Raw genomic sequence first — 20,656 nt, 5'->3', positions numbered from 1 at the left:
GGAAGCGCGGTGATTGGGTTACGCAATCGTTTGAATGGCAATCCGGCCCATACCTTGGCGGCGCTGGATCGTTCACTCGCCACGATCGAATTCGACCTGTCGGGCAAGATCCTGTCCGCCAACGCCAACTTCTGCGACGCCATGGGCTATGGGCTCTCCGAGATCGTCGGCAAGCACCACAGCCTGTTCGTTGAGCCTGAGTATGCGGCGAGTCAAGACTACCGCGACTTCTGGTCCAAGCTCGCCCAAGGCGAGTTTGATGCGCGTGAATATCTGCGCATTGGCAAGGGCGGACGTGAGGTCTGGATCCAGGCCTCCTACAATCCTGTCCGCAACGGCGCGGGCAAGGTTGCGCGCGTAGTGAAGGTCGCCACGGTGATCACGGATCAGAAGCTGCGTAACGCGGATTTTGAAGCCAAGCTCGCCGCCATCAGCCGCGCTCAGGCGATCATCGAATTCTCCACCGACGGCTTGGTTCTGGACGCCAATCAGAATTTCCTCGACGCGCTGGGCTACAGCCTCTTGGAGATCAAGGGCCAACATCATCGGATGTTCCTCGACAAGACCTACGCCGGATCGCCCGACTACGCTGACTTCTGGCGTAGGTTGAACGCGGGCGAATATGTAGCCGCCGAGTTCAAGCGCGTTGGCAAGGGCGGCACGGAGGTCTGGATCCAGGCCTCGTACAACCCGGTATTCGGACCTAAGGGTCGCGTCGAGAAGGTCGTGAAGTTCGCCACGGTCATCACCGGACGGGTCGACGCCATCAACCAAATAGCCGCCGCCCTTGAGCGCTTGGCGGCTAACGACCTGACCTGCCGGCTCAACCAGCCGATCGATCCACAGTTCCAGAAGGTGCGTGACGATCTCAACCGCGCTCTAGCCGCCCTTGACGAAACCATGAGTTCGGTGACCACGGCCACCGGCAGCGTCGGCGCCGGCGCCGATGAGATCTCCATCGCGTCGGACGATCTTTCGCGCCGCACGGAGCAGCAGGCCGCGAGCCTCGAGGAAACCGCCGCCGCCCTCGACCAGATCACCGCCACGGTCAATCGCAGCGCTGAGGGCGCCCGGCAGGCTTCGGCGGCCGCCTCCAGCGCCCGGGCAGACGCCGCTCGTTCGGGTGAGATCGTTGGCGACGCCGTGGCCGCCATGGGCGAGATAGAGAAGTCGTCGGGCCAGATCACCAGCATCATCGGCGTCATCGACGAAATCGCCTTCCAGACCAATCTGTTGGCTCTCAACGCTGGCGTCGAAGCCGCCCGCGCTGGGGAGGCTGGTCGCGGCTTTGCGGTTGTCGCCCAGGAAGTCCGCGCTCTGGCCCAACGCTCAGCCGAGGCGGCCAAGGAGATCAAGACCCTGATCGCCAACAGCGGCTCGCAGGTCGAACGCGGCGTGAAGCTGGTCGGCGAAACCGGCCGCGCGCTCGGCGAAATCGTCGAGAAGGTTGGCCAGATCGACGGCCTGATCTCCGAGATTGCCCAGTCTTCCAAGGAACAGGCGACAGGCCTCAACGAGGTCAATGTCGCGGTCAATCAGATGGATCAGGTCACCCAGCAGAATGCGGCCATGGTCGAGGAGGCCACCGCCGCGTCCGCCAGCCTGAAGTTCGAAGCCAGCGAGCTTCGCCAGATGGTCGGAAGGTTCAGAATCAGCGCGGTCAAGGCGGCAAACGCCGCGTCCAGCCCGCCTCGCGAGCGCCCCGGCGCGATCCAAAAGACGCGCCCAATGACCCGCGCCCCGATGCTGGTCCGGGGCTCAGCGGCGCCGGCGCTCGATAGCTGGGAAGAGTTCTGAGTCAGGCCCGCATTGGAGCGCGCGCATGACCGCTAATGAATCCGCATTGCTGCTAATGGCCGACTATCAGTCTGGTGTCACCGCAGTCCTGATCGGCATCCTCATCGCGCGGGGCGTGATATCGCGAGAGAGTTCGCCTGAGCGTTCGATCGTCTCGAGCACGCGCGACGATGGGCGCCTTCGCGGCCTGTTCCGGACCCTGATCGACAACCTTCTGGTGCGACGATCGCCCCCAGCTCATCATCGAGGCCTCGGTCGTCGTCCGACGCGCGCCATTTTCTGACGTTGTCACGCCTTCAGGAACCGGACGTTCGCGCTCCACATGCGGCGAGATCGACCAGGCGCAGTTATCCATCCCGCCTATTTCCGTTTTGACGCCTTCTGAGCATCTAAGGCGTCGAGAGCCGTATCGATGGCGTCGATAACGGCGCCGGGCTGATCCAGTTGAATGTAGTGGCCCGTTGCGGCGACCTGCCGATTCTCGCCCCGGGCGGAGCGCGAGGCCAATTGGTCGTGCATCGTCGTCCAGTTGTTCCAGAGAATGGCTCGGCTCTGCGCCGTTTCGCCCGGGCCGAGCGGAACGGTATCCTTGGGACGGGTCAGCACGATGAGCGGCATCGACCCGAACGAAACGATTTCCGCGGCGACCTGCGAGCCGCTGAGCCCTCCGCGCATGCTCTCGAACTCCGAAAGGGCCGCGCGCTGATACGCCGGCCGGCGATGGATCTGGGCATGGACCGCGTTCAGCGCGTCGCTCATGCGCGGGTCCGGCTTGTCGACACAACCGGTGCCAGCCGCCGGGTCCGGTCCGAAGCCTTGCTCGGCTTTGCGGACGCAGTCCCGTTTCCGGGCCAGCGCCGGCGCCAGGAGATCGGACTCATAGTTCGGGAACGCCTCCCGAAAGGCGTCGACCTGGCGCGTGTTGGCGGGTTCGACGGCGACGAACGCGGCGACGTCCTTGCGATAGCGGCTGGCGTACAGAGTCGCCGTTAGCCCGCCATAGGAGTGACCGACCAGAACGTAGGGGCGCTTCATGCCGGCCTTCGTCAGCAGGTGATGCAGGTCGTCGACGATATTGCTGGCCGAACTGGCCCGCGTCGCCGGGTCGCTGAAGCCTATCCCGGCGCGATCGTAGGCGCACGCCGTCGTACGCTTGGCGATCACGGGCTGAACCAGACCCCAGGTGCTGGTGTCGTCACCGAGGCCCGCTTCGAAGATCACGACCGGCGCGCCGGAGCCGATGCAATAGAGGTTCAGCTTGCGGCCGCCGCCTACATCAACCCGTCGCTGCGCATGGGCGTAGGCTGGATCCTCGACCTGCGCCGTGCTCGGGGTGGCGGCCTGGGAGCCGATTGGGGTGGCCAAGCAGACCGCCAAGGCGCCGACGAACGAAAAAAAACAGTCCTATGCGCATGAAGACCTCCAACGCCCTGAGGTCGGGTGTCGGACTTATGGAGGGGAAGGCGCCAGTTAAATGACCGTAATGCCGCTTGAGGCAGGTGGAGGGACCACCCGACTTCCCCCCTCGACCGCCAATCCGAAGATGCATAACCGACCGGAGGCGCCAGTTCTGGACATTGGCACCTGCAGAAACACGACGGCCGCAGTGGCGGGGGCGGCTGTCGAAACGATAGGAAACGTGCTCAGCCGCTCCAGGTCAGGTTCGGCCGCGCCAAGCCTGACCTTGATCCGGCCATGCGCGACGGTGAAAGTGACGTCGTCCCACTACGAAGAGTCTCAAAATGTCCGGCAACGCTCAGACCCGTCGGGCCGCGATCGGCGGCGCCGCGCTGACGATGGCCTCGGCCAGCTCCCTGGCGGCCCTCGCCGCGCCACGCGTCGCCGTTGGGACTGGACTGGAAGCCGGAGAGATCCGGGCCATCGGCGTTGAGACGACGCGAATCGACTATCGGGGCCGTCCCGCGCTGCGCGCCACGGCGTTGGAAAACGCCCCGGGGCTCGACCGTCTGGTGGTGCTGGACACGCCCGCTTTCGGCGACGGCGTCATCGAAGCTTGGATCAGCGGCGCCCCAGCCGCCACGGCCAGCGCCACGGCGCGAGGCTTTGTGGGCTTGGCGTTCCGACTGCACGAAGAGTCCAAACTGGAGGCCATCTATCTGCGTCCGACCAATGGCCGAGCCGACGACCAGCTGCGCCGCAACCATGCCGTCCAGTACATTTCGCACCCCGACCACCCCTGGGAGCGGCTGCGCGCCGAAGCCCCGTCCAAGTACGAGACCTATGTCGATCTCGAAGCTGGTCGGTGGACACATGTGCGGATTGTGGTGGCGGGCCTCAAGGCCCAACTACATGTCGACAACGCCGCGCAGCCGACCCTGATCGTCGGCGACCTCAAGCACGGCGCCGACGCCAAGGGTGCCGTGGCGCTCTGGATCGGCCCCGGCACGCTGGCCCATTTCAGCGGCGTGCGGGTCACGTCGTAGGCCGTATGGCGATAGCGTTGATGGTCCGCGAACCTGATCGCGAGTTGGGCGCGACCTGTGACGCGCCTATGTAGGCCTTGGTGTTTGATCCACTCTGCATGTCGCGCAGGACCCTCGACTAAGCAATCCTCCCCTGCCTACCGGATGGTCCGGTCCAGCAGCGAGATGGCGCCAACAGCCGACCTTGGAACCACTTCAGACTCGGGACATCCGGCCGTCATCATCGATGGCGGTGTGCGAACATCTTGGAACACAGAAAGTAGGCTGACTTGAGCCAGAGGAACTGGAGGCCTCCTCAAGAGCTAAGCCTCCGCTTCAGGAGGCTTTAGATGACCGGCGCAACGATCAAACGCGACCTCAGAACAGGCCGCTCGCTATGGGCCGATAGCCATGGTCTGGGTGTGCCGGTGCGCCCGCTGACCGCAGCAATCACAGTCGATGTCGCCGTTGTCGGCGCTGGGATCAGCGGCGCCTTCATGGCCCACGAGTTGTCGAAGGATCACTCGGTTGTGGTGCTGGACCGGCGAGCGCCGCTGATGGGATCGACCCTGGCCTCGACCGCGCTGCTGCAGTGGGAGATCGACCTGCCGCTGACGGCGCTGGCCAAGAAGATCGGAGCGGCGAAGGCCAGGCGTGCCTATCTGAGATCGCGACAGGCGATCGACACGCTCAAACAGATCGTGGCCGAGGAGCGCATAGTCTGCGGCCTGAAGGGCAAGTCATCGCTCTACTTGGCGGGCGACGCTTACGGTCATCGCGCGCTGGAGGCGGAGGCGCTGGCCCGCGCCGAGATTGGGCTAGATAGTCGCTATCTGGACCCCGTCACGTTGCGAGAGCGGTTCGGCATGGACCGAACCGGCGCCATCGTCTCCAGCGGTTCGGCCAGCGGCGACCCGGCCCGACTTGCGGCGGGACTGCTGAGGCGAGCCCAAGCGCGCGGCGCGCGGATCTGCTCGCCTGTCGAGGTACTGCAAGCTGTCAGCGATCCGGAGGGGGTGACGCTGCTGACCGACGCGGATCACACAGTGCGGGCCAAATCGGTGGTGTTCTGCTGCGGATATGAGTTCCCCAAGGGCGTTCCCACCCCGGGAGCCGAGGTGATCTCGACTTGGGCGATGGCCTCCATACCGCGTCAGCGCTGTCCTGCCTGGTTGAAGGACATGCTGGTCTGGGAGGCTTCCGACCCGTACCTCTATCTGCGCATGGGCAGCGATGGCCGCCTGATCATCGGCGGCGAGGACGAAGCGTCTGCGGTCGCGCACCAGGACAAGGCGAAGCTGAAGCAAAAGTGCGGGATCATCGCCGCCAAGCTGAAAGGGCTGTTGCCCGATATTGCATTCGAGATCGACTACGGCTGGGCCGGTGCTTTCGGCGAGAGCACAACGGGTTTGCCAAGCATCGGGCCGGTTGCTGGCATGGATCACATTTGGGCCGTCATGGGCTTTGGCGGCAACGGCATCACCTATTCCGTCATTGCCTCACAGATCGTCTCGGCTGAAGTGCGGGGCGAGCCCGACCCGGACGCAGATCTATATAGGCCGTAACTTGAGGGCCGCGCGCAGCATGGCGGCCACGACGATCAAGTCACAGAAAACCCCCAAAAGGACTCGATCTTGGCCTGTCCGTTAACGGCAGGATATAGTGCGAACGTAGCCGACTTATATCACGCCAACTGGCCGCGTAGCGCCACCCATGGCCTTTGCGGATGACCTGCCTCTCACCAGGATCAACCTAGGGCGGCTCCCTGGCAGGCACTAGCTGATCAGCCCTAAAGGCTCCCGGCATCCTCAACTGGGCTCTGGTGACCAGCGTACCGAGCCGCCAGTGACGCGACACGGACGCGCTCCTCTGCCGGCACGACGTAAACGCCCTGCGTTTTCATGGTTTTTAAGCGCAAGCGGCTGCGCACAAACTCCCCCACCCATCGATTGGACACAGCCCGCCCAAGGCTCTCGGCCGCCAGCACATTGAAGCGCGCCGTCACGTCGGCAATCGACGCGTTCGGTCCTGCTCCCTCGCGAAACGCGGCCTCCAGCGCCGTCACCATAGCCGCCTCGTAGGATGAAGACCGCTCGTCTCGGCGCTCGGCATCGATGCCGATCAGTTCGGCCTCGACACGCCGGCGGACCTCGGCGTCGTCGATCAAAGAAAGGAGCGCCAGGGCGGTCTGGTTGATCCTGGGCTCGACGCCGTGGACGAGACGGGCGGCGTCCGGCCCAACGCGGTCACGCGTATGAAAACGCCAGGCCAGAAGCCGGTTGCGCAGGTGCGTGGCTTCAAGGGCCAGGCTGTCGGGCGTGTGGATGGGCACGCCCGGCGGCATCGGCCGGCCGGTGTTCTCCGTAAGGAAGCGGCTTTCGAGCGCCTTGTCCGCGAAGCTCTCGCGCATGGCGATGAGCTTGGGGCCGTAGACCTTGAAGGCCTGCGGGTTCAGCTCCTTGTGCCGGTTGGTCATGGTGCGAAGGACCGGCATGCCGCGCGCGTTGCCATTGTTGAGGATCTTCGTGAGCTCGGCAGTGGCGTCGGAGAACCGGAAGTCGGCCTCGTCGAGGATGAGCGTGCCGCCGAAGGCATCCAGGATGTGGAAGATGGGCGAGACCGTGGAGGCGCCCGACGCGAAGAACGGCTTGTAGCAGAGCGACCCAACGGCCAGGAGCGCCCGGGTCTTGCCGGTGCCGTAGTCCCCTCGGAATCTGAGGTACGGCAGCTCGTTGAAGGAGTCGTACACCCAGGCCAGCAGGACATAGTACGCGGCGATGTCCTCGAAGACGGGCGACAGCGCGACGTACCGGCGCAGGAACCCTTGGATGCCCTCCACCAAGTCCCCAACGTCCCTAAACTCCCCCACGTCCGAGGGCAGCTTCACGCAGCCGGAGGCGATGAGGTTGTTCGCGGCCGAATACGGGACCAGGTGCTCGCCGGTGGCGAGGTCGACGGACTGCTCGATGGAGACCCGGCCGTCCGGCCAGCGGACGGCGAGCGACGTCGCGGCCTTCTCGGCATCGTAGACGAGCTCGACGAGCATGCCGTCGAGACAGACGCGGGAAATGGTGGGGACGTCGCTCGCCTTCCGGTCTTCGTTCATCGCCCCAGCGTAGGACGCGAGCTCGGATCGCAAGAGGGGCCAAAGCGCCAGTGCGGATATCGAATGCTCCCCCTGCGGGAAGGGGGCGTTCGGTCCAGAGTGGGATGACGCCTGGATTCGACAGAACCAAGCCGGCGCCCCACACTTCGATCACCCTCTATGAACCGCCCTACCCTGCTATCCCGCGTGACGACGCGCCTTCGCGCGTGGGGGTTCTGGACGTCAGGGAGTTCAGGGACGTTGGGGACTTCGCCCAGCCGCCTATGAAGTACTTCCTCTACTGTCGGAAATCGACGGAGGACGAAGGCCGCCAGATCCTCTCGATCGAATCCCAGGAGCGCGAGGCCGCGCAGAAGTTCGCCCATGATCCCGCCGTGAGCGAGATCATCGTCATCACGGAGAGCCGGAGCGCCAAAGCGCCAGGCCGCCCGGTGTTCGACGACATGATGCGGCGGATCGAGCGCGGCGAGGCCTCAGGCATCATCGCCTGGGCCCCTGACCGGCTCGCCCGCAACTCGATCGACGGCGGCCGGATCATCTACGACCTCGACCACGGCGCGCTCGCCGACCTGAAGTTCGCCACCTACACCTTCGAGAACAACGCCCAAGGCAAGTTCATGCTGCAGGTGATGTTCGGTTACTCGAAGTACTACTCCGACGCCCTCTCGGAGAACGTGAAGCGCGGAAACCGCGCCAAGCTCGCCCGCGGCTGGCGGCCCAGCAAGCCTCCCTTCGGCTACCAGACCGATCCGCTGACAAAGACGACGATCCCCCACCCCGAACACTTCCCGCTGGTGCGGCGCATGTTCGACCTGGCCATCACTGGCGTCGCCCCGCGAGAGATCGCGCGACGGGCGAAGGACGAGTGGGGCCTCCGGACCGTCAAACGGAAGAAGCGCGGCGGTAAGCCGCTGACGCTGAGCGCCATCTACAAGCTTCTGGGCAATCCGTTCTACGCGGGCGTCATCCTCTGGGACGGCCAAGTCTATGCTGGCAAGCAGGAGCCGGCCGTGAGCATGCGAGGTTTCGAGGCGGTTCAGGCGCGCTTCGGTCGCCAGGAAAAGCCAAGGCCCAAGAAGTATGCTTTCCCGTTCACCGGCATGATCCGCTGCGGGTCGTGCGACTACATGATCACGGCGGAGCAGAAGCGAAAGCCGTCCGGCCGCGTCTACACCTACTATCACTGCACCAAACGAGGCCTTGGCCCAAAGTGCCGTGAAGCGCCGATCAGCGCCCCGGTACTCATCCAGGAATTCGAGCGCTTCCTGGCGTCGATCATCATCCACCCAGAACTTCACCGGTGGACGCTTCGCGCGCTAGAGACCGCGCATCAGGACACGACGGCGCTGGCCTCGACCCGCATCGCGTCCCTCACGAAAACGGCCCAGGACGTCCAGGCGCAGCTCAAGGAACTGATGCGGCTCCGGCTGCGCAGCATGATCGACGACGAGACCTACGACGAGGAGCAGCGTCGGTTGGAAATGGAGCGGATCGGGCTCAATCAGGAGCTCAGCAAGGGCGGAGACGACAATCGGTTAGAACTCGCCTCTACGGCCATTTCGCTTAGCAAGTACGCCTTGGAATGGTTTCGGAGCGGATCTGACGATCTAAAGCGCACGATCGTCGAAATCGTCGGTCAGAACTCTGTTCTCAGCGGCAAAAAACTCAATGTTCAGGCCGCAAAACCGTTCATGCTCCACCCTTTTTTACGCGATTTCCTCTTAATGTGCACCACAGGGGAGGACAATCGGAACTTAGGGGCTCAAACGCAAGCGCCTCTAGCGTCTGGCCTCTACACGGCGGACACGCCCTGCCCTGACGGTCTCAGGCCGCTGGTAGATCGGTATCTTGAGCAGGTGCTGTCCGGACTTGATGATGAAGAGGATCTACGGGATCGGCTTCAGAAGGTTCGGGAGCGGTTCCCCCATCTTTTTGAGGAAGGGGTCTCAGGACCAGCTGGTACAGCTCAAGCAGTTGCCTTGCGTGCACCTCGGCGTCGGCCCGCGAGAGGGTTTCGCCAAAGGCCTTTTCCCAGGCCCGTATGAACTCGTCGATTATTGCGTCAGTCAGCATGCATAGAGGGGTTATGCCTGCACTTCAGCTATGGAGCCGACAAGGCGCAGGTAGCTGCCCTATACCTCGATTTTGACTGGATGGTAAGGCAACGGCCGCCCTGGGCCGGGGCGGGAAGGCTAGAAAACGCTATTCGTACTTGCGTTGGTGCACCACAGGGGAGGACAATCGGAACTTAGGGGCTCAAACGCAAGCGCCTGTAGCACCTGGCCTCTACACGGCGGACACGCCCTGCCCTGCCGGTCTCAGGCCGCTGGTAGATCGGTACCTTGAGCAGGTGCTGTCCGGCCTTGATGATGAAGAGGATCTGCGAGATCGACTTCAGAAGGTTCGGGAGCGGTTCCCCCATCTTTTTGAGGAAGGGGTCTCAGGACTAGCTGGTACAGCTCCAGCAGTTGCCTTGCGTGCACCTCGGCGTCGGCCCGCGAGAGGGTTTCGCCAAAGGCCTTTTCCCAGGCCCTTATGAATTCGTCGATTATTGCGTCAGTCAGCATGCATAGAGGGGTTATGCCTGCACTTCAGCTATGGGGCCGACAAGGCGCAGGCACCTGCCCTATACCTCGATTTTGACTGGACGGTAAGGCAACGGCCGCCCTGGGCCGGGGCGGGAAGGCTAGAAAACGCTATTCGTACTTGCGTTGGTGCACTACAGGGAAGGACGTTCGGAACTCTGGGGGCGGAACGCAAACCCAACTGGCATTTGAATACGACGATCCAGATGCCCCCTACCCCGAAGCTTCTAAGGCGCTGGCAGATCGGTATCTTGCGCGAGTGCTTTCCGACCTCGATAGCGAGGAGAAGCTGTGGGATCGACTTCAGAGGCTTCGAGCGCGGTTCCCTCACCTTTTCGAGGAAGCGGCCTTAGGACCAGTTGATACAGTTCCAGCAATTGCCTTGCATGAACCTCGGCCTCCCTGCGCGTGAGGGTTTCGCCGAAAGCCTTCTCCCAGGAGGCAACAAGGTCGTCGAGCATTTGGTCGGATAGTCTCATACGGCAATTTTCTACCAGACCGGTCCACAGGCCATGGCGGAAAAATGCAAGTACAACTGGCGAATGAATCAAGCTGACGTCTAACTGAGATGGACGTCAACGTAACGCCCGTCGGATGCGTGCCCGCATGCAATAACCTGGATCAGATAAGCCGGCCACCGCTGCACGACCACCTAATCGACGCCTGAATTGGGATGAAGGTGCAGCATCCCGCCTGAAGCCGCCCTAAAGAAGAAAATGCCGCTTCGCGGCCTTGGTCAGCCGCCCCAGTGGGGCACTCAAGGCTAGCGCTGGGCTTCCCGCTCTCGCCGCCTTAGGCAGAGAAACAACCCCTGATAGAGCTCAATTTGCGTCGTCGGATTTCCCGAGCGTGTAGCTGAAAGCGCTGCCCTAGTCTCAGGAAACTTGGAAGACCAAGCGCGCACGCGCTCTAATCTTTCTCCCTCGCTAGCCAAACCCGAAATACGACGGAAATGCCCTCGCCATCTGCCATCTTCATGAGCTTCAACGCATCCCGGGCAGCACCAAAAACCTTCCCACCCCAAGAAGAAATATCCTCATCTGGCCCAAATAGACTGTAACCTAAATCCAAAATCCTATCCTCACCATCACAAACAAACCCCTCAATAGTATGAATTAATATGTTATTTTCCATGCAAAATTTTGCCAGATATTCAACCTCCCCGCCAATCACCTCCATGCCCTTGGGCGAAAATCCAAGATTCATTATGTGATCATCACTAAATTTGCTCATTTCATTTTCCATTTTATATATTATTTTTTTTCAGCCGGATTTTGCTCAGGCTCCTTCGGAGCTGGCGGTTTATAATTCTTATTATCCCTGTCGTTTACCGCTATAACCTGACCAGTGACATCATTTACAACTACAAAATTTCCATTCTTATCCACGTAAACTGTGGCAGGTTGACCCTTTCTACTATCCCCCTGCTTACTTTGATATTTCTTGTCTGGATTTGCGATTACCTCGTCCACCTGTTCGGGTTTCCACTTAGCGCCTGCGAGATATTGCTCGCCAGTTCCCTTGTTGCCATGGTCTCTAACTTCGCGTCCGTCAGGGGTTCTGAACGGCTCACTGGCATGAAAATGATCCCAAATCTTCCCGCAGAATGCGGCACACAGCACGCCGCCCAACTCAATCGTGGCGCCCAAACCAGCGCCAATAGCAGCCCCCGGCGCACAACCGAGTTCGATGGTCGCTGCGCAGCCAGCCCCTGCCATCGCCGGTATAAGCGGACCTAGTCCGCTGGGGTCGGTCTTATTAAGCGGGTCTCCACCGACATAGGCATAGAGGTTAAGGTTGTCCCGATACCCGATGGGGTCGGTTTGGAAGAACCAGCCCCGCGCCGGATCATAGACCCGAGCCTTATAGTGGTAGAGCTTCAGCTCCGGCAGAGCGATCTGGCCGGTGTAGCGGAAGCGGCTGCCCGCCCCCCAGTTGTCACCCGGCTCGCCGTAAGGTCCGTAGGTGTAGACCGTGGCCAAACCGCCGGTCGAAGACGCGATCACCGAGCCCTGGCGGTCGGCGTGCAGGCTGCGCGGATCGGAGAAGCCCGCGCCCTCCCACCACAGAACCGCCTCATCGACACCGTAGCTGGGCACATAGCGGCGCAACAGGTTTCCAAGGTCGTCATACTCGGCCACCAGCTTGTCGCCGGCGTAGAGGAACCGGGTGGCCGTTCCGTTGACTATGGTTCTGACAAGACGCCCTAGAGGGTCATATTCCAGCGTCGCGCTGGCCGGCCCGCTCATCGACGTCAGACGGTTCTCGCCATCGTAGAAGAAGGTGCGGCCGCTGTCCTTGGTCAGGTTCTGCTTGGCGTCGTAGCCGCCGGCCGCGACGATGGCCGCGTCGCGATTGAGGCCGTCGGCCGTGGCCGCCAAGCTCGTGCTGGGCGCGGCCCAGACATAGGCGCTGTTAGAGACCGACTGGCTCACCGTCTGGCCGGCGGGATTGTAGCCGAAGCCGAAGCTTACGTCCTGGCCGGTCCCCGGCATGTCGTGGGCCAAGCTGACCAGGCGATTGCCCGCATCGAAGCCCCAACTCGTCGACACCCCGGTCCAGAACGCCGCCGAGGTTCGCCGTCCCAGATCATCGAAGCCGTAGGTCAGGAACGGGCTGTTGGTGGTCAGCGCCACCGATTTCAGCCGGCTGGCCGCATCGACCGTGTTGACGACGTAGTAGCCGTCCGGCCAGGTCAGCCGGGTCCGGTTGCCCGCCTTGTCATAGGCGTAGGTCAGGGTCCGGCCGAAGGTGGATTCGGTGAGTTGCCGCCCAGCCGTGTCGTAGGTGTAGGTGACGCCCAGGCCACTGCTGACCACCAGCACCGAGGTCGGCCTTCCGGCTAGGTCGAAGCCGAACGACACCGGCGGCACGACCGCACCGCTCTTGCCGATCATCCGATTGAGCGCATCGAAGGCGTAGTCGATGATCGTCCCGTCGCGCAGCCGCCAGCCGACGCGGTTGCCGTTGGCGTCATAGCCGTATTGCTCGAAGTCGGTGGTGCTCGATGCCCCCGCCCCGCGCGTCGCCAATGGGAAGTTCTGCTGCACCAGCCGGTCGAAGCCGTCATAAATCAGCGTCGTCTTGTTGCCGTTGGCGTCGGTGAGCGTCTGCTGCTTGCCGTTCAGCGTGTAGGTGTAGGTCGCATAGGTCCGCTGATCGGCCGAGCCCAAGGCCTGGATCGTCTGTAGCGTCTGGCCAGCCGCATCGTAGATGGTCTTGCTGACCCGGTCGTTACCCGCCGAACCGGCCGTGGTGAGGGCGCAGGCATTGGGGCTAGCGCTTGCGCTATAGAGACTATCGAAGGCAGCACTGTTCATCCGCACAGCCGTGCACAGCGGCCGGTCGTCAGCGTCATAGCTAACCTGCGTTAGCGTCGCAGCCGCTGTTCCGGGAAAGCCGTAGAGCTGGGTCTTGTTGCCGACTGCGTCGTAGCGCGCCTGAGTGGTCTGGCTGACAACGAAGTTCGTGTACGACACGATCCCGGAGCTGACCGACACCGAATCCACCGTGCCGACGTCAACGCGCACGACCCGCCCTTCGGCGTCGTAGGTGATTTTCTCGGCCCGTCGCTTCAGGGATCCTGACGAGCCGTCCGGATCGGGGCCGATCTTCATCACCGGGCGGCGGTCGGCGTCCCACTGAAAATAGGTCGTGTAGTCGCTGGCCGTCAGGGTCTGAGCCCGCGACGGACAAGCCCCAACCGCCAGAACGACCGCCGCAAGCAACAAGCAGGCCTGGATCGCGACCTTGAAGAAAGCAGCCCGGCTCATTGGCAAGCCCCGCCGCGCGGATCGGCCATCTGTGTCAGATTGCCTTGGGCGTCATAGCCCAAACAGGTCGTCAGGCTCTCTCCGGACGGATCGACCGTCACGCTCTTGAGGGCGAAGGCCTTGCTGGCGTCGTAAGCATAGGTCGTCGTCAGGCTTTTCTGATCGTCGATCTTCACGACCTTGCTGGTCAGCAGGCTGAAACTGGCCGCGTCCGTACCGGTATAGGCCGTGTAGCCGAGGTCGGTCTGAGGTCGCTTGCCGCTGGCATCGGCCGGCGAAAGAATTTGGGTCAGATCCCCGCCAGAAGACCACGTATAATTCGTCGTATTTCCCCTGGCGTCGGTTTCACTCGCTGGCTTGTTGCAGGTCTTGGGAGAGGTGCACACCAGGACTGAAGCTAGCTCCCCATAGGCAGTGGACGTCGTCAGAGCGCTAGAGCCGCCCTTGTTCCAGTTCGCCGCGCTCAGGACGTTGCCCCGGGCGTCGTAGCTATAGACCACCCGATCGCCTTCCGGCCGCTTCTCCTCGAGCTTGCGACCCAAGGCGTCGTAGCGGGTCGTAGAACGCCGTCCCAACGGGTCGGTCACTTCCATCGGCGATCCCCGATCGTCGAAGACATACTGCGTGGCCGCAGCGGATGGCGCGATCTTCCGCGCGAGCTTCCAGGGCTCCACCCCCGCCACGCCGCCGGGCCGATAGAGCTCGGTGTGGCCGTTCGCGTCAGTGACCGACTTCACCCGCAGGAGTTCGTCATAGGCGATCGTGATCGCGGGCGACGAGGCGTCGTTCGGCGTGAAGATGCGGCGCAGATGATAGTTCGGCCCCATCACCTTGGCCGGATCCGGCGAGGCGGTATCGGCGTCATAGGCGTAGGTCGTCTTCGCGCCGTTCGGCGTCACGACCGAGAAGGTTCCGCAGGTGTAGGTGGAGCAGTTGACGCTGTAGGTGGCCGACCGGCCGTTCTCGTCGGTGACCGCCGAGATCCTGTACCCGGTCACCATGCTGTTGACGTCCGTCAGCGCCGCCAAGGTGAGGCTCAGCGAACGGCCCAGGCTGTTGGACACCTGCGTCAGAACCCGAGCCTTGTGCACCGTAGAGGACGAGTTGCTGCACGATCCGCCCCAATAGCACACCACCGGACCAGATGAGCCGCGCGTGATCTGGCTCCAGCCATAGGTGAAGTTGACGGCAATCCCGTTGGGAAAGGTCCACTTGGTGGCAACGTAGTTGGAACTGCTGCTGGCCGTGGGCACCGAGGAGACCAGCGCATCCCCTTCAGCGAAGACAAACTGGACCACATCGCCGTCGCGACCGACATAGGTCATGCCGCTCCAGTCGGCCCAGGTCACCTGCCCCCCGCTCCGATCAGTGAATATCCCGTCCGGCAAGCGGTAGAAAGTCTGCTCCTTGCCGCCGAGCGTCACCGATATCGAGTTCCCCAGCGTGGCGTAGGAAAAATAGTCGGACGCCCATGCACCGATGAGGCGACGCTGTAGGCTTTCAGCGCCCGCAAGGTCGGCCATGACGGCGACAGCGGCAATCGCCTGGCTAGCCTCCAGCGCCGTGTCGCGCCCCCACGCTTTGCCGGAGTCTCCGCCGACTATGGCAGTGGCGTTGTAATTGTGGGACCAGCCGCCGCCGAGGCGCGCCGAAAGCGTCGCGTCGCGCCCGCCCCCGAACACCGTCATCGAGGTATGGTCGGTCACGGTGCCGCCGCCGATCACGTCGTAATAGGACAGATCAGCATAACGGGTCAGGTCGTAGTTCGAAGGCGCGTAGGTGCGGATGAAGGGGAGGCTGTAGGGAAACTCTCCCTGGCCGCTGACGATGTCGGCAGACGCCTGGAGCGAGAGGCGACCGTCAGCCAGCGATGGCGAAAGGGACTGCCGCGCCCGGAGCGCGCCGTCGCTCCGCTCCACGGTCTTGCTCACCGCCGCCAGCGGATCGCTCACCCCAACGGCGCCCTTGAGGTTTTCCCATTGCGTATAGGCTTGCCGTGATGAGCCGATGAAAATCTCCCCGACGCTCCCCGGAGAGATGATTGTGTCGTAACCAGCGTTCGCCGCCTCCTGCAGAAGGGTCTTACGCCAAGAATCGAAGCCGCCGCTCGCGGTGCTGTCCGGATATTGCGCCAGGAACGTCTGCATGCTGCCGCTAGGAACGTTGTGGATCTGCACGTCGGTGCCGCTCGAACTGAACCGACCCAACTGACTCGTATGGGGCACGTTAAACGCGATCCCCACCTGCCCTAAACCACCGGCAAGCGCCGTGCCCTCGGTGCTCGGCGCCAAGGCCGAAACGACCGTAAGGGCGCGTGCAACGGCCGTAGCGTCATCCTGGCTGGAGACGATGCTCTCAACCCCTTGCAACGTGCTGTAGTTTACGCCGGTCAGTCGCGAGGAATAAATCAGCCCGACGTCGTGGTGACGGATCGAGACAGTGCCAGTCAGGCCATCGACCAGAGCACCGGCCAGCGTGCGGTTGGCGCTGATGGTGGTGGCGGAGACTGGTTGCCTGTCGTTTTCGCAGGTGCGGGTGAAGACCGGCGTAGTCGAAGACGGGCGACAGGTCACAGCCGTCATCACCGGCGAGACCGAAGCCAAGTCCGACATGAACTTCTGAGCCGAAGGCGAAGCCTCGCCGAGGCTGAAGATCAGCGTGACCGGGAACGATCCTACCCAGCTGGTCTCGGTCGTGTTGGAAATGCCGTTATAGCGTGAACTGTTGGCCCAGGGCGAAGCCCGGATGCTCGTCGGCTCCACCAAGGGAAGGGTTACCGTATCGTCGCCGTAAGCGCCGCTGCTGGCGGCGTAGGGGTGGTCAACGGTGAGCACAAAGGCGTTGGTTGACGATGTCCCAGAGCAGGTGGTCCCGGTGCCATCAAGATAGACGGCATAGGCGCTGACAGTCGACAGGCTGCCCGTGCCGGAATAGCTCACTCGACGGCCGGCCAACTCGTCGGCGAAGACGGTTTGCGTTGTACAGGCCGGCGCAGCGATCGTCAGCTTGGTGCGGTACTGATCGGGGATTTCTCCCGAGATCGAGAGCGACGAAGTGCGGCTGTAGGCGTAGCTGACACCCGCCAGCGCCTCTGCTGATTTCAGCCGCTTGCCGCCGACCACGGCCACGGCGAGATCATCCCGGTTGTTGGCCTGGATGGTGCTTTGCAGGGCCTTGGCGTAGCCGTGCAAGACAGGTGAAGCATTGGTGTAGTTCAGGGTCGACAGCCAGGACGAACCGGCCGTCGAGCCCGATTGTGCGCCCGACATGGCGGTATTGATGAGCGTGGTCGCGCAAGTCGGCGCCGCAGCCGATCCGCAGCCCATCGCCGCATAGACGTCGAGGCCCTTGTAGAGGTCGTGCGGCTTGATGGTCGGGTCGTAGGCGACACCGCCGACGCTCACCCAGGCATGCAGGAACTGCACCGAGCTCACATCGCCCGTCAGCCCGCTGCAATTGGCCGCGCCGTTGACGAGCGCGGGCGTTCCGCCGCTGGCGAGGAATTGACACGCCGCCTTCGCGTTCACCGAAAACGTCTGCGCACTTTGGTTCAGCGACTTGACCAAGCCGGTCCAGGTCCCGAATTCCTGGGCGGTCAGGGTGACGACGCCGACCTGATAGGAGGCCTGCACGCCGCCGGCCCGCAGCAGCTTGACCAGCAGCTCGGCCTGGTCGAACCCCGTGCCCGACTGCTCCAGCAAGGCGCCGCGAGCGCCCTTGCCCAGGCCGAAGCGGTACTCAACCGCGATATTGTTGCGAACATAATTGAAGCTGTTTTGCGTGTAGTCCGCCGCGCTCAAACTTCCCGCCCCCAGGCTCACGGCCAAGGCTTTGATTTCCGGCGCGCCATCGGACCACGCCGCGGTTCCAACTGTGTGCGTCGTGCCTGAACCGTAGAATGCGAGCGCATCGCTGGGCGAAAGGCCCGAACCACTGATCAGCTTGATGGCCGGAGGCTCGGCCCAGCTTGGCACGGCGCACCCCAAGGCTGCCGATATCGCAAGCACGCTCGCTACTTGAAAGCGCTTCATCTGCCCCCACAAAACACTGCCGCAAATCGCCGAGGCATCGCCTCGACAGGCCCTACACTTCTACTCTTCGAAACAAGATCGCCAGACTACAACCCGATCACGTCTCACCTCAGGAAATACTGACGAGCATTTCCGGCAGATGCACGATAGATGCATCGCAAATTTCGACACACATCTCCGCCTTTATCTTATTCGGATCAGCTTCAACCTTCATGACCACAACCATCACTAGTCGCTCGGCTCTACATAGAGCGTGATCGTGCCGGTGGCCGTTCCGCCCTTGCCATCGCTGATAGTGTAGTAGAGAGGCTCGTTGGTTATTCGGGCATTCTGACCCAACCCCAACAGGATATGGTTGCTGTAAACCGAGGCATTGCCAGCATAGGCGCCGCTCACTCCAGTGATCGTCAGGCTGTCGCCATCCGCGTCCGTATCGTTATCCAGCGGATAGATATCCAAGGAGCCTGGTGACGTGCCGCTGGCGTAATCGGGATTGGCGACCGGGTTGCGGTTGACGCTGGCGATGGTGATGCTGACTGTTGCCGCTGCGCTCGTGCCGCCCGGACCGGTAGCGGTATAGGTGAAACTGTCGGATCCCGAATAACCGCTAGTCGGTGTGTACGTGGCCGTTGCGCCGCTGATCGACACCGTCCCATGGGCCGGTGTCGAGGCCGCAAGCGAGGTGTAGACACCGCTTGGAGCCAAGCTGATAGACACTGCTGCTCCAGCGGTCGTCGTCGCCGACACTGCCGACACCGTGGGCGCGGCTGGAGCCGAGACTGTGATGGAAATGGTATAGTTAGGCGAGGTGCCGCCGGGGCCGGACACCGAATAGACAATCGTATCGGGTCCATAGTAGCCGGTGGTCGGCGTGTAGACCCAAGATGGCGGAACCTTGGTATAGGTTCCGTGGACCGGCGCGGTGACTGTATTGCTCGTACCGTTATTAACGCCGCTGATCGTCGGCGTAATGGTTACGGTGGTATTATATGCCGTTGTCACAGCCATGTTCGCGGCCGTCGGGGCTGGCGGCAATCCAACCGTAACACTCACCGTCGCTGCTGAGCTCGATCCGCCAGGCCCCGTGGCCGTGTAGGTGAAGCTATCCGCACCGTAATAACCACTGGTCGGAGTGTAGGTCGCTGTCGCTCCCGAGATTGTCACCGTACCGTGGGCAGGGCTCGTGGCGACCGACAGGCTGGTGTAGGACCCGCTCGGCGACAGGCTGAACGAAGTCGTCGTGTTGTAGGCAATGGACGCCGAGACCGCAGCCACGGCGGGCGCCGGCGTCGAAGCGCTGGAAGCCTGCTGCGTCCGATTACCGGCCGCATCATAGGCGTAGCTGACGCTCGCACCGCCACTATAGGTGACGGCGATTACGCGACCCAGGTCGTCGTACTGATAGGAAACCGATTGCTGCGCCGCCGCCTCGCCGAAAGTGATCGCCAGCACCACAAGGACCACAAAGGCCGCCCCAACCGGACGGCCGCGCCAACACTCCATACTCCGCCCAAGCCCCGAACAGAAACACAACCATTGATGGCGTAGCTCGACCTTAGCAGCAACCAAAGTCAAGCTTGCTTACAATGTTTCGATTCATATCGGGCTTGTCGCCTTTTTGGCCCGACGGCAGGCGGTGAGCACACCGACTAGCCCCCATGAGCGTTGCCGTAGTCCACAAGGTTCAACTCACCAGTAGAACCGCGCATGAGACCAACAGGCCTAACATTTGGCCCCGCGCCACTGAGCAACAAATACAGAGGCCCGCTATAACCGGGGCAATCGCTCTGATAGTCGAAATGAGCTCCATAGATCATTCTGGAGAGGTCTGCGCCTGTCTCGTCGTCATCGAGCGGCCAAAAGCCCTGCACCACATCGCTGCTTGCGATCTCATCCCACTCCTGCGGTGTAATCGGCCTTGGGTGGCTCATATACTTGGAATCTACACCAATTCCGATATATCGCAACGCAACACCAGGGCGTACACGCGCGCCTCTGCTCCTCGCCAAAGTCCAGCCGGTTTAGCGGGTGACAGCTCAGAACTCCCTCGCCCTGGCTACCCTGGAGATCCGTCGTGCGGGAGATCGTCGACTTCAAAGATCTTCAGATCGCCTTGCTCATCCTGGACGACGCAGAACGGCTCGAAGCTCGTATCATAGGGATGTCGAAGCAAAAACGCCGCGCCCTCTGGACATCCGCGCATGGCGAACCGCGCTCCTTGCATGGCGCGGACTTTCCGCTTCTCGACATCGTGCGATCCAAACACCCGTCGCCGGATGGCGCTGTTGGAAAGCAGCCTTCTCCATTCGGCCGAAGACATCGGCCTTGGATTGCTCATATCCGAAATTCTACAGGCGCCGCCGGCTTCCGGCAAAGGAGCGCAAGCACCACGAGCGTTTGAGCCCCTTCGTCAGCGTCCGCGTCACCGGCATCATCCAGACCAGACCGCTCCCCCGCACCGGGAAGCGCCGGAATAGGTCGGGCGCTTCCGCAGTGACGGGAGAGACGGATGTACGGTTCTTTACGAGGTTACGGCCGCTCCAACGGGAGGCCGCGATGAGGTGGGTGCCCAGACAGCAGAACGACACCCAGCGGCTCAACGACGAGTTCCGCCAAGCTGGCGCGGTCCACACCGATGGCGGCCGCTGGGTGACTACCAGGGGCATCACCGCACTTGGCCCCATCATGGTGCTCGAAGCGGTACGGCAAGTGCAGCGGTTCGACCGCTTCACCGAAGACAACGATCCATACGGGGTGCACGACTTCGGCGCGTTCGACCTGGCTGGCGAGCGGCTGTTCTGGAAGATCGACTGCTACAACCAGACGCTCGACGCCGCCTCGCCTGACGAGACCGATCCAGCGGTCACATGCCGGGTGCTCACCATCATGCTGGCGTCTGAATACTAGTAGCGTGGGCGGCGATCTACGATCGCCGCCCTTT

General features: G+C 62.6%; 14 protein-coding genes. 7 read left to right on the top strand and 7 right to left on the bottom strand.

Features of this window, described 5'->3' with window-relative positions:
- Positions 1–9: 9 nt before the first annotated feature.
- Together AC2YHT_RS15850 and AC2YHT_RS15845 are read left to right on the top strand one after the other, a co-directional pair.
- Positions 10–1,797, top strand: a complete 1,788-nt coding sequence (locus AC2YHT_RS15850) for a methyl-accepting chemotaxis protein (RefSeq protein ID WP_487290745.1) — start codon at positions 10–12, stop codon at positions 1,795–1,797.
- 25 nt (positions 1,798–1,822) lie between these two features.
- Positions 1,823–2,080, top strand: coding sequence for a hypothetical protein (locus AC2YHT_RS15845; RefSeq protein WP_487290744.1), 258 nt, complete (start codon positions 1,823–1,825; stop codon positions 2,078–2,080).
- Between the two features lie 77 nt (positions 2,081–2,157).
- Here AC2YHT_RS15845 and AC2YHT_RS15840 read toward each other — a convergent pair whose 3' ends face one another.
- Entirely contained in the window at positions 2,158–3,162 is a 1,005-nt protein-coding gene (locus AC2YHT_RS15840; protein WP_487290743.1) for an alpha/beta fold hydrolase, read from the bottom strand.
- 377 nt (positions 3,163–3,539) lie between these two features.
- On the opposite strand from AC2YHT_RS15840, the gene AC2YHT_RS15835 reads away from it, so the two are divergent.
- Both AC2YHT_RS15835 and AC2YHT_RS15830 read left to right on the top strand, forming a co-directional pair.
- Positions 3,540–4,241 carry a hypothetical protein gene (locus AC2YHT_RS15835; protein WP_487290742.1) on the top strand — a complete coding sequence of 234 codons (702 nt, stop codon included), beginning with the start codon at positions 3,540–3,542 and terminating at the stop codon, positions 4,239–4,241.
- Between the two features lie 329 nt (positions 4,242–4,570).
- A complete protein-coding gene (locus AC2YHT_RS15830; RefSeq protein ID WP_487290741.1) occupies positions 4,571–5,785 on the top strand; it encodes an NAD(P)/FAD-dependent oxidoreductase in 1,215 nt (404 codons plus the stop codon).
- A 224-nt stretch (positions 5,786–6,009) separates the two neighbouring features.
- Here AC2YHT_RS15830 and AC2YHT_RS15825 read toward each other — a convergent pair whose 3' ends face one another.
- A complete protein-coding gene (locus AC2YHT_RS15825; RefSeq protein WP_487290740.1) occupies positions 6,010–7,326 on the bottom strand; it encodes a hypothetical protein in 1,317 nt (438 codons plus the stop codon).
- Between the two features lie 263 nt (positions 7,327–7,589).
- Here AC2YHT_RS15825 and AC2YHT_RS15820 point away from each other — a divergent pair, with 263 nt between their 5' ends.
- Positions 7,590–9,371, top strand: coding sequence for a recombinase family protein (locus AC2YHT_RS15820; protein ID WP_487290739.1), 1,782 nt, complete (start codon positions 7,590–7,592; stop codon positions 9,369–9,371).
- Between the two features lie 767 nt (positions 9,372–10,138).
- Here the strand turns inward: AC2YHT_RS15820 and AC2YHT_RS15815 are convergent.
- From AC2YHT_RS15815 to AC2YHT_RS15795, 5 genes are all read right to left on the bottom strand, one after another.
- Positions 10,139–10,372 (bottom strand): hypothetical protein, encoded by a 234-nt coding sequence (locus AC2YHT_RS15815; protein WP_487290738.1) that lies wholly within the window; start codon positions 10,370–10,372, stop codon positions 10,139–10,141.
- A 448-nt stretch (positions 10,373–10,820) separates the two neighbouring features.
- Positions 10,821–11,144, bottom strand: a complete 324-nt coding sequence (locus AC2YHT_RS15810; RefSeq protein WP_487290737.1) for a hypothetical protein — start codon at positions 11,142–11,144, stop codon at positions 10,821–10,823.
- A gap of 20 nt (positions 11,145–11,164) precedes the next feature.
- Positions 11,165–13,684: an RHS repeat-associated core domain-containing protein gene (locus AC2YHT_RS15805; RefSeq protein WP_487290736.1), complete on the bottom strand. Its 2,520-nt coding sequence runs from the start codon at positions 13,682–13,684 to the stop codon at positions 11,165–11,167.
- Positions 13,681–17,715 (bottom strand): hypothetical protein, encoded by a 4,035-nt coding sequence (locus tag AC2YHT_RS15800; protein WP_487290735.1) that lies wholly within the window; start codon positions 17,713–17,715, stop codon positions 13,681–13,683. The genes AC2YHT_RS15805 and AC2YHT_RS15800 overlap by 4 nt, the downstream gene beginning before the upstream one ends.
- 228 nt (positions 17,716–17,943) lie before the next feature.
- Positions 17,944–19,179, bottom strand: a complete 1,236-nt coding sequence (locus tag AC2YHT_RS15795; RefSeq protein WP_487290734.1) for an Ig-like domain-containing protein — start codon at positions 19,177–19,179, stop codon at positions 17,944–17,946.
- A gap of 610 nt (positions 19,180–19,789) precedes the next feature.
- On the opposite strand from AC2YHT_RS15795, the gene AC2YHT_RS15790 reads away from it, so the two are divergent.
- Together AC2YHT_RS15790 and AC2YHT_RS15785 are read left to right on the top strand one after the other, a co-directional pair.
- Complete coding sequence (locus AC2YHT_RS15790; protein WP_487290733.1) at positions 19,790–20,116, top strand: hypothetical protein; 327 nt, start codon at positions 19,790–19,792, stop codon at positions 20,114–20,116.
- 155 nt (positions 20,117–20,271) lie between these two features.
- On the top strand, positions 20,272–20,622 hold the full coding sequence (locus tag AC2YHT_RS15785; RefSeq protein WP_487290732.1) for a DUF3768 domain-containing protein: 351 nt from the start codon (positions 20,272–20,274) through the stop codon (positions 20,620–20,622).
- Positions 20,623–20,656: the final 34 nt, after the last annotated feature.

The organism is Caulobacter sp. SRI_008, from assembly GCF_057586355.1.
Note: the sequence above shows the minus strand (reverse complement) of the source record. Positions and strands in the feature narration are given on the sequence as shown.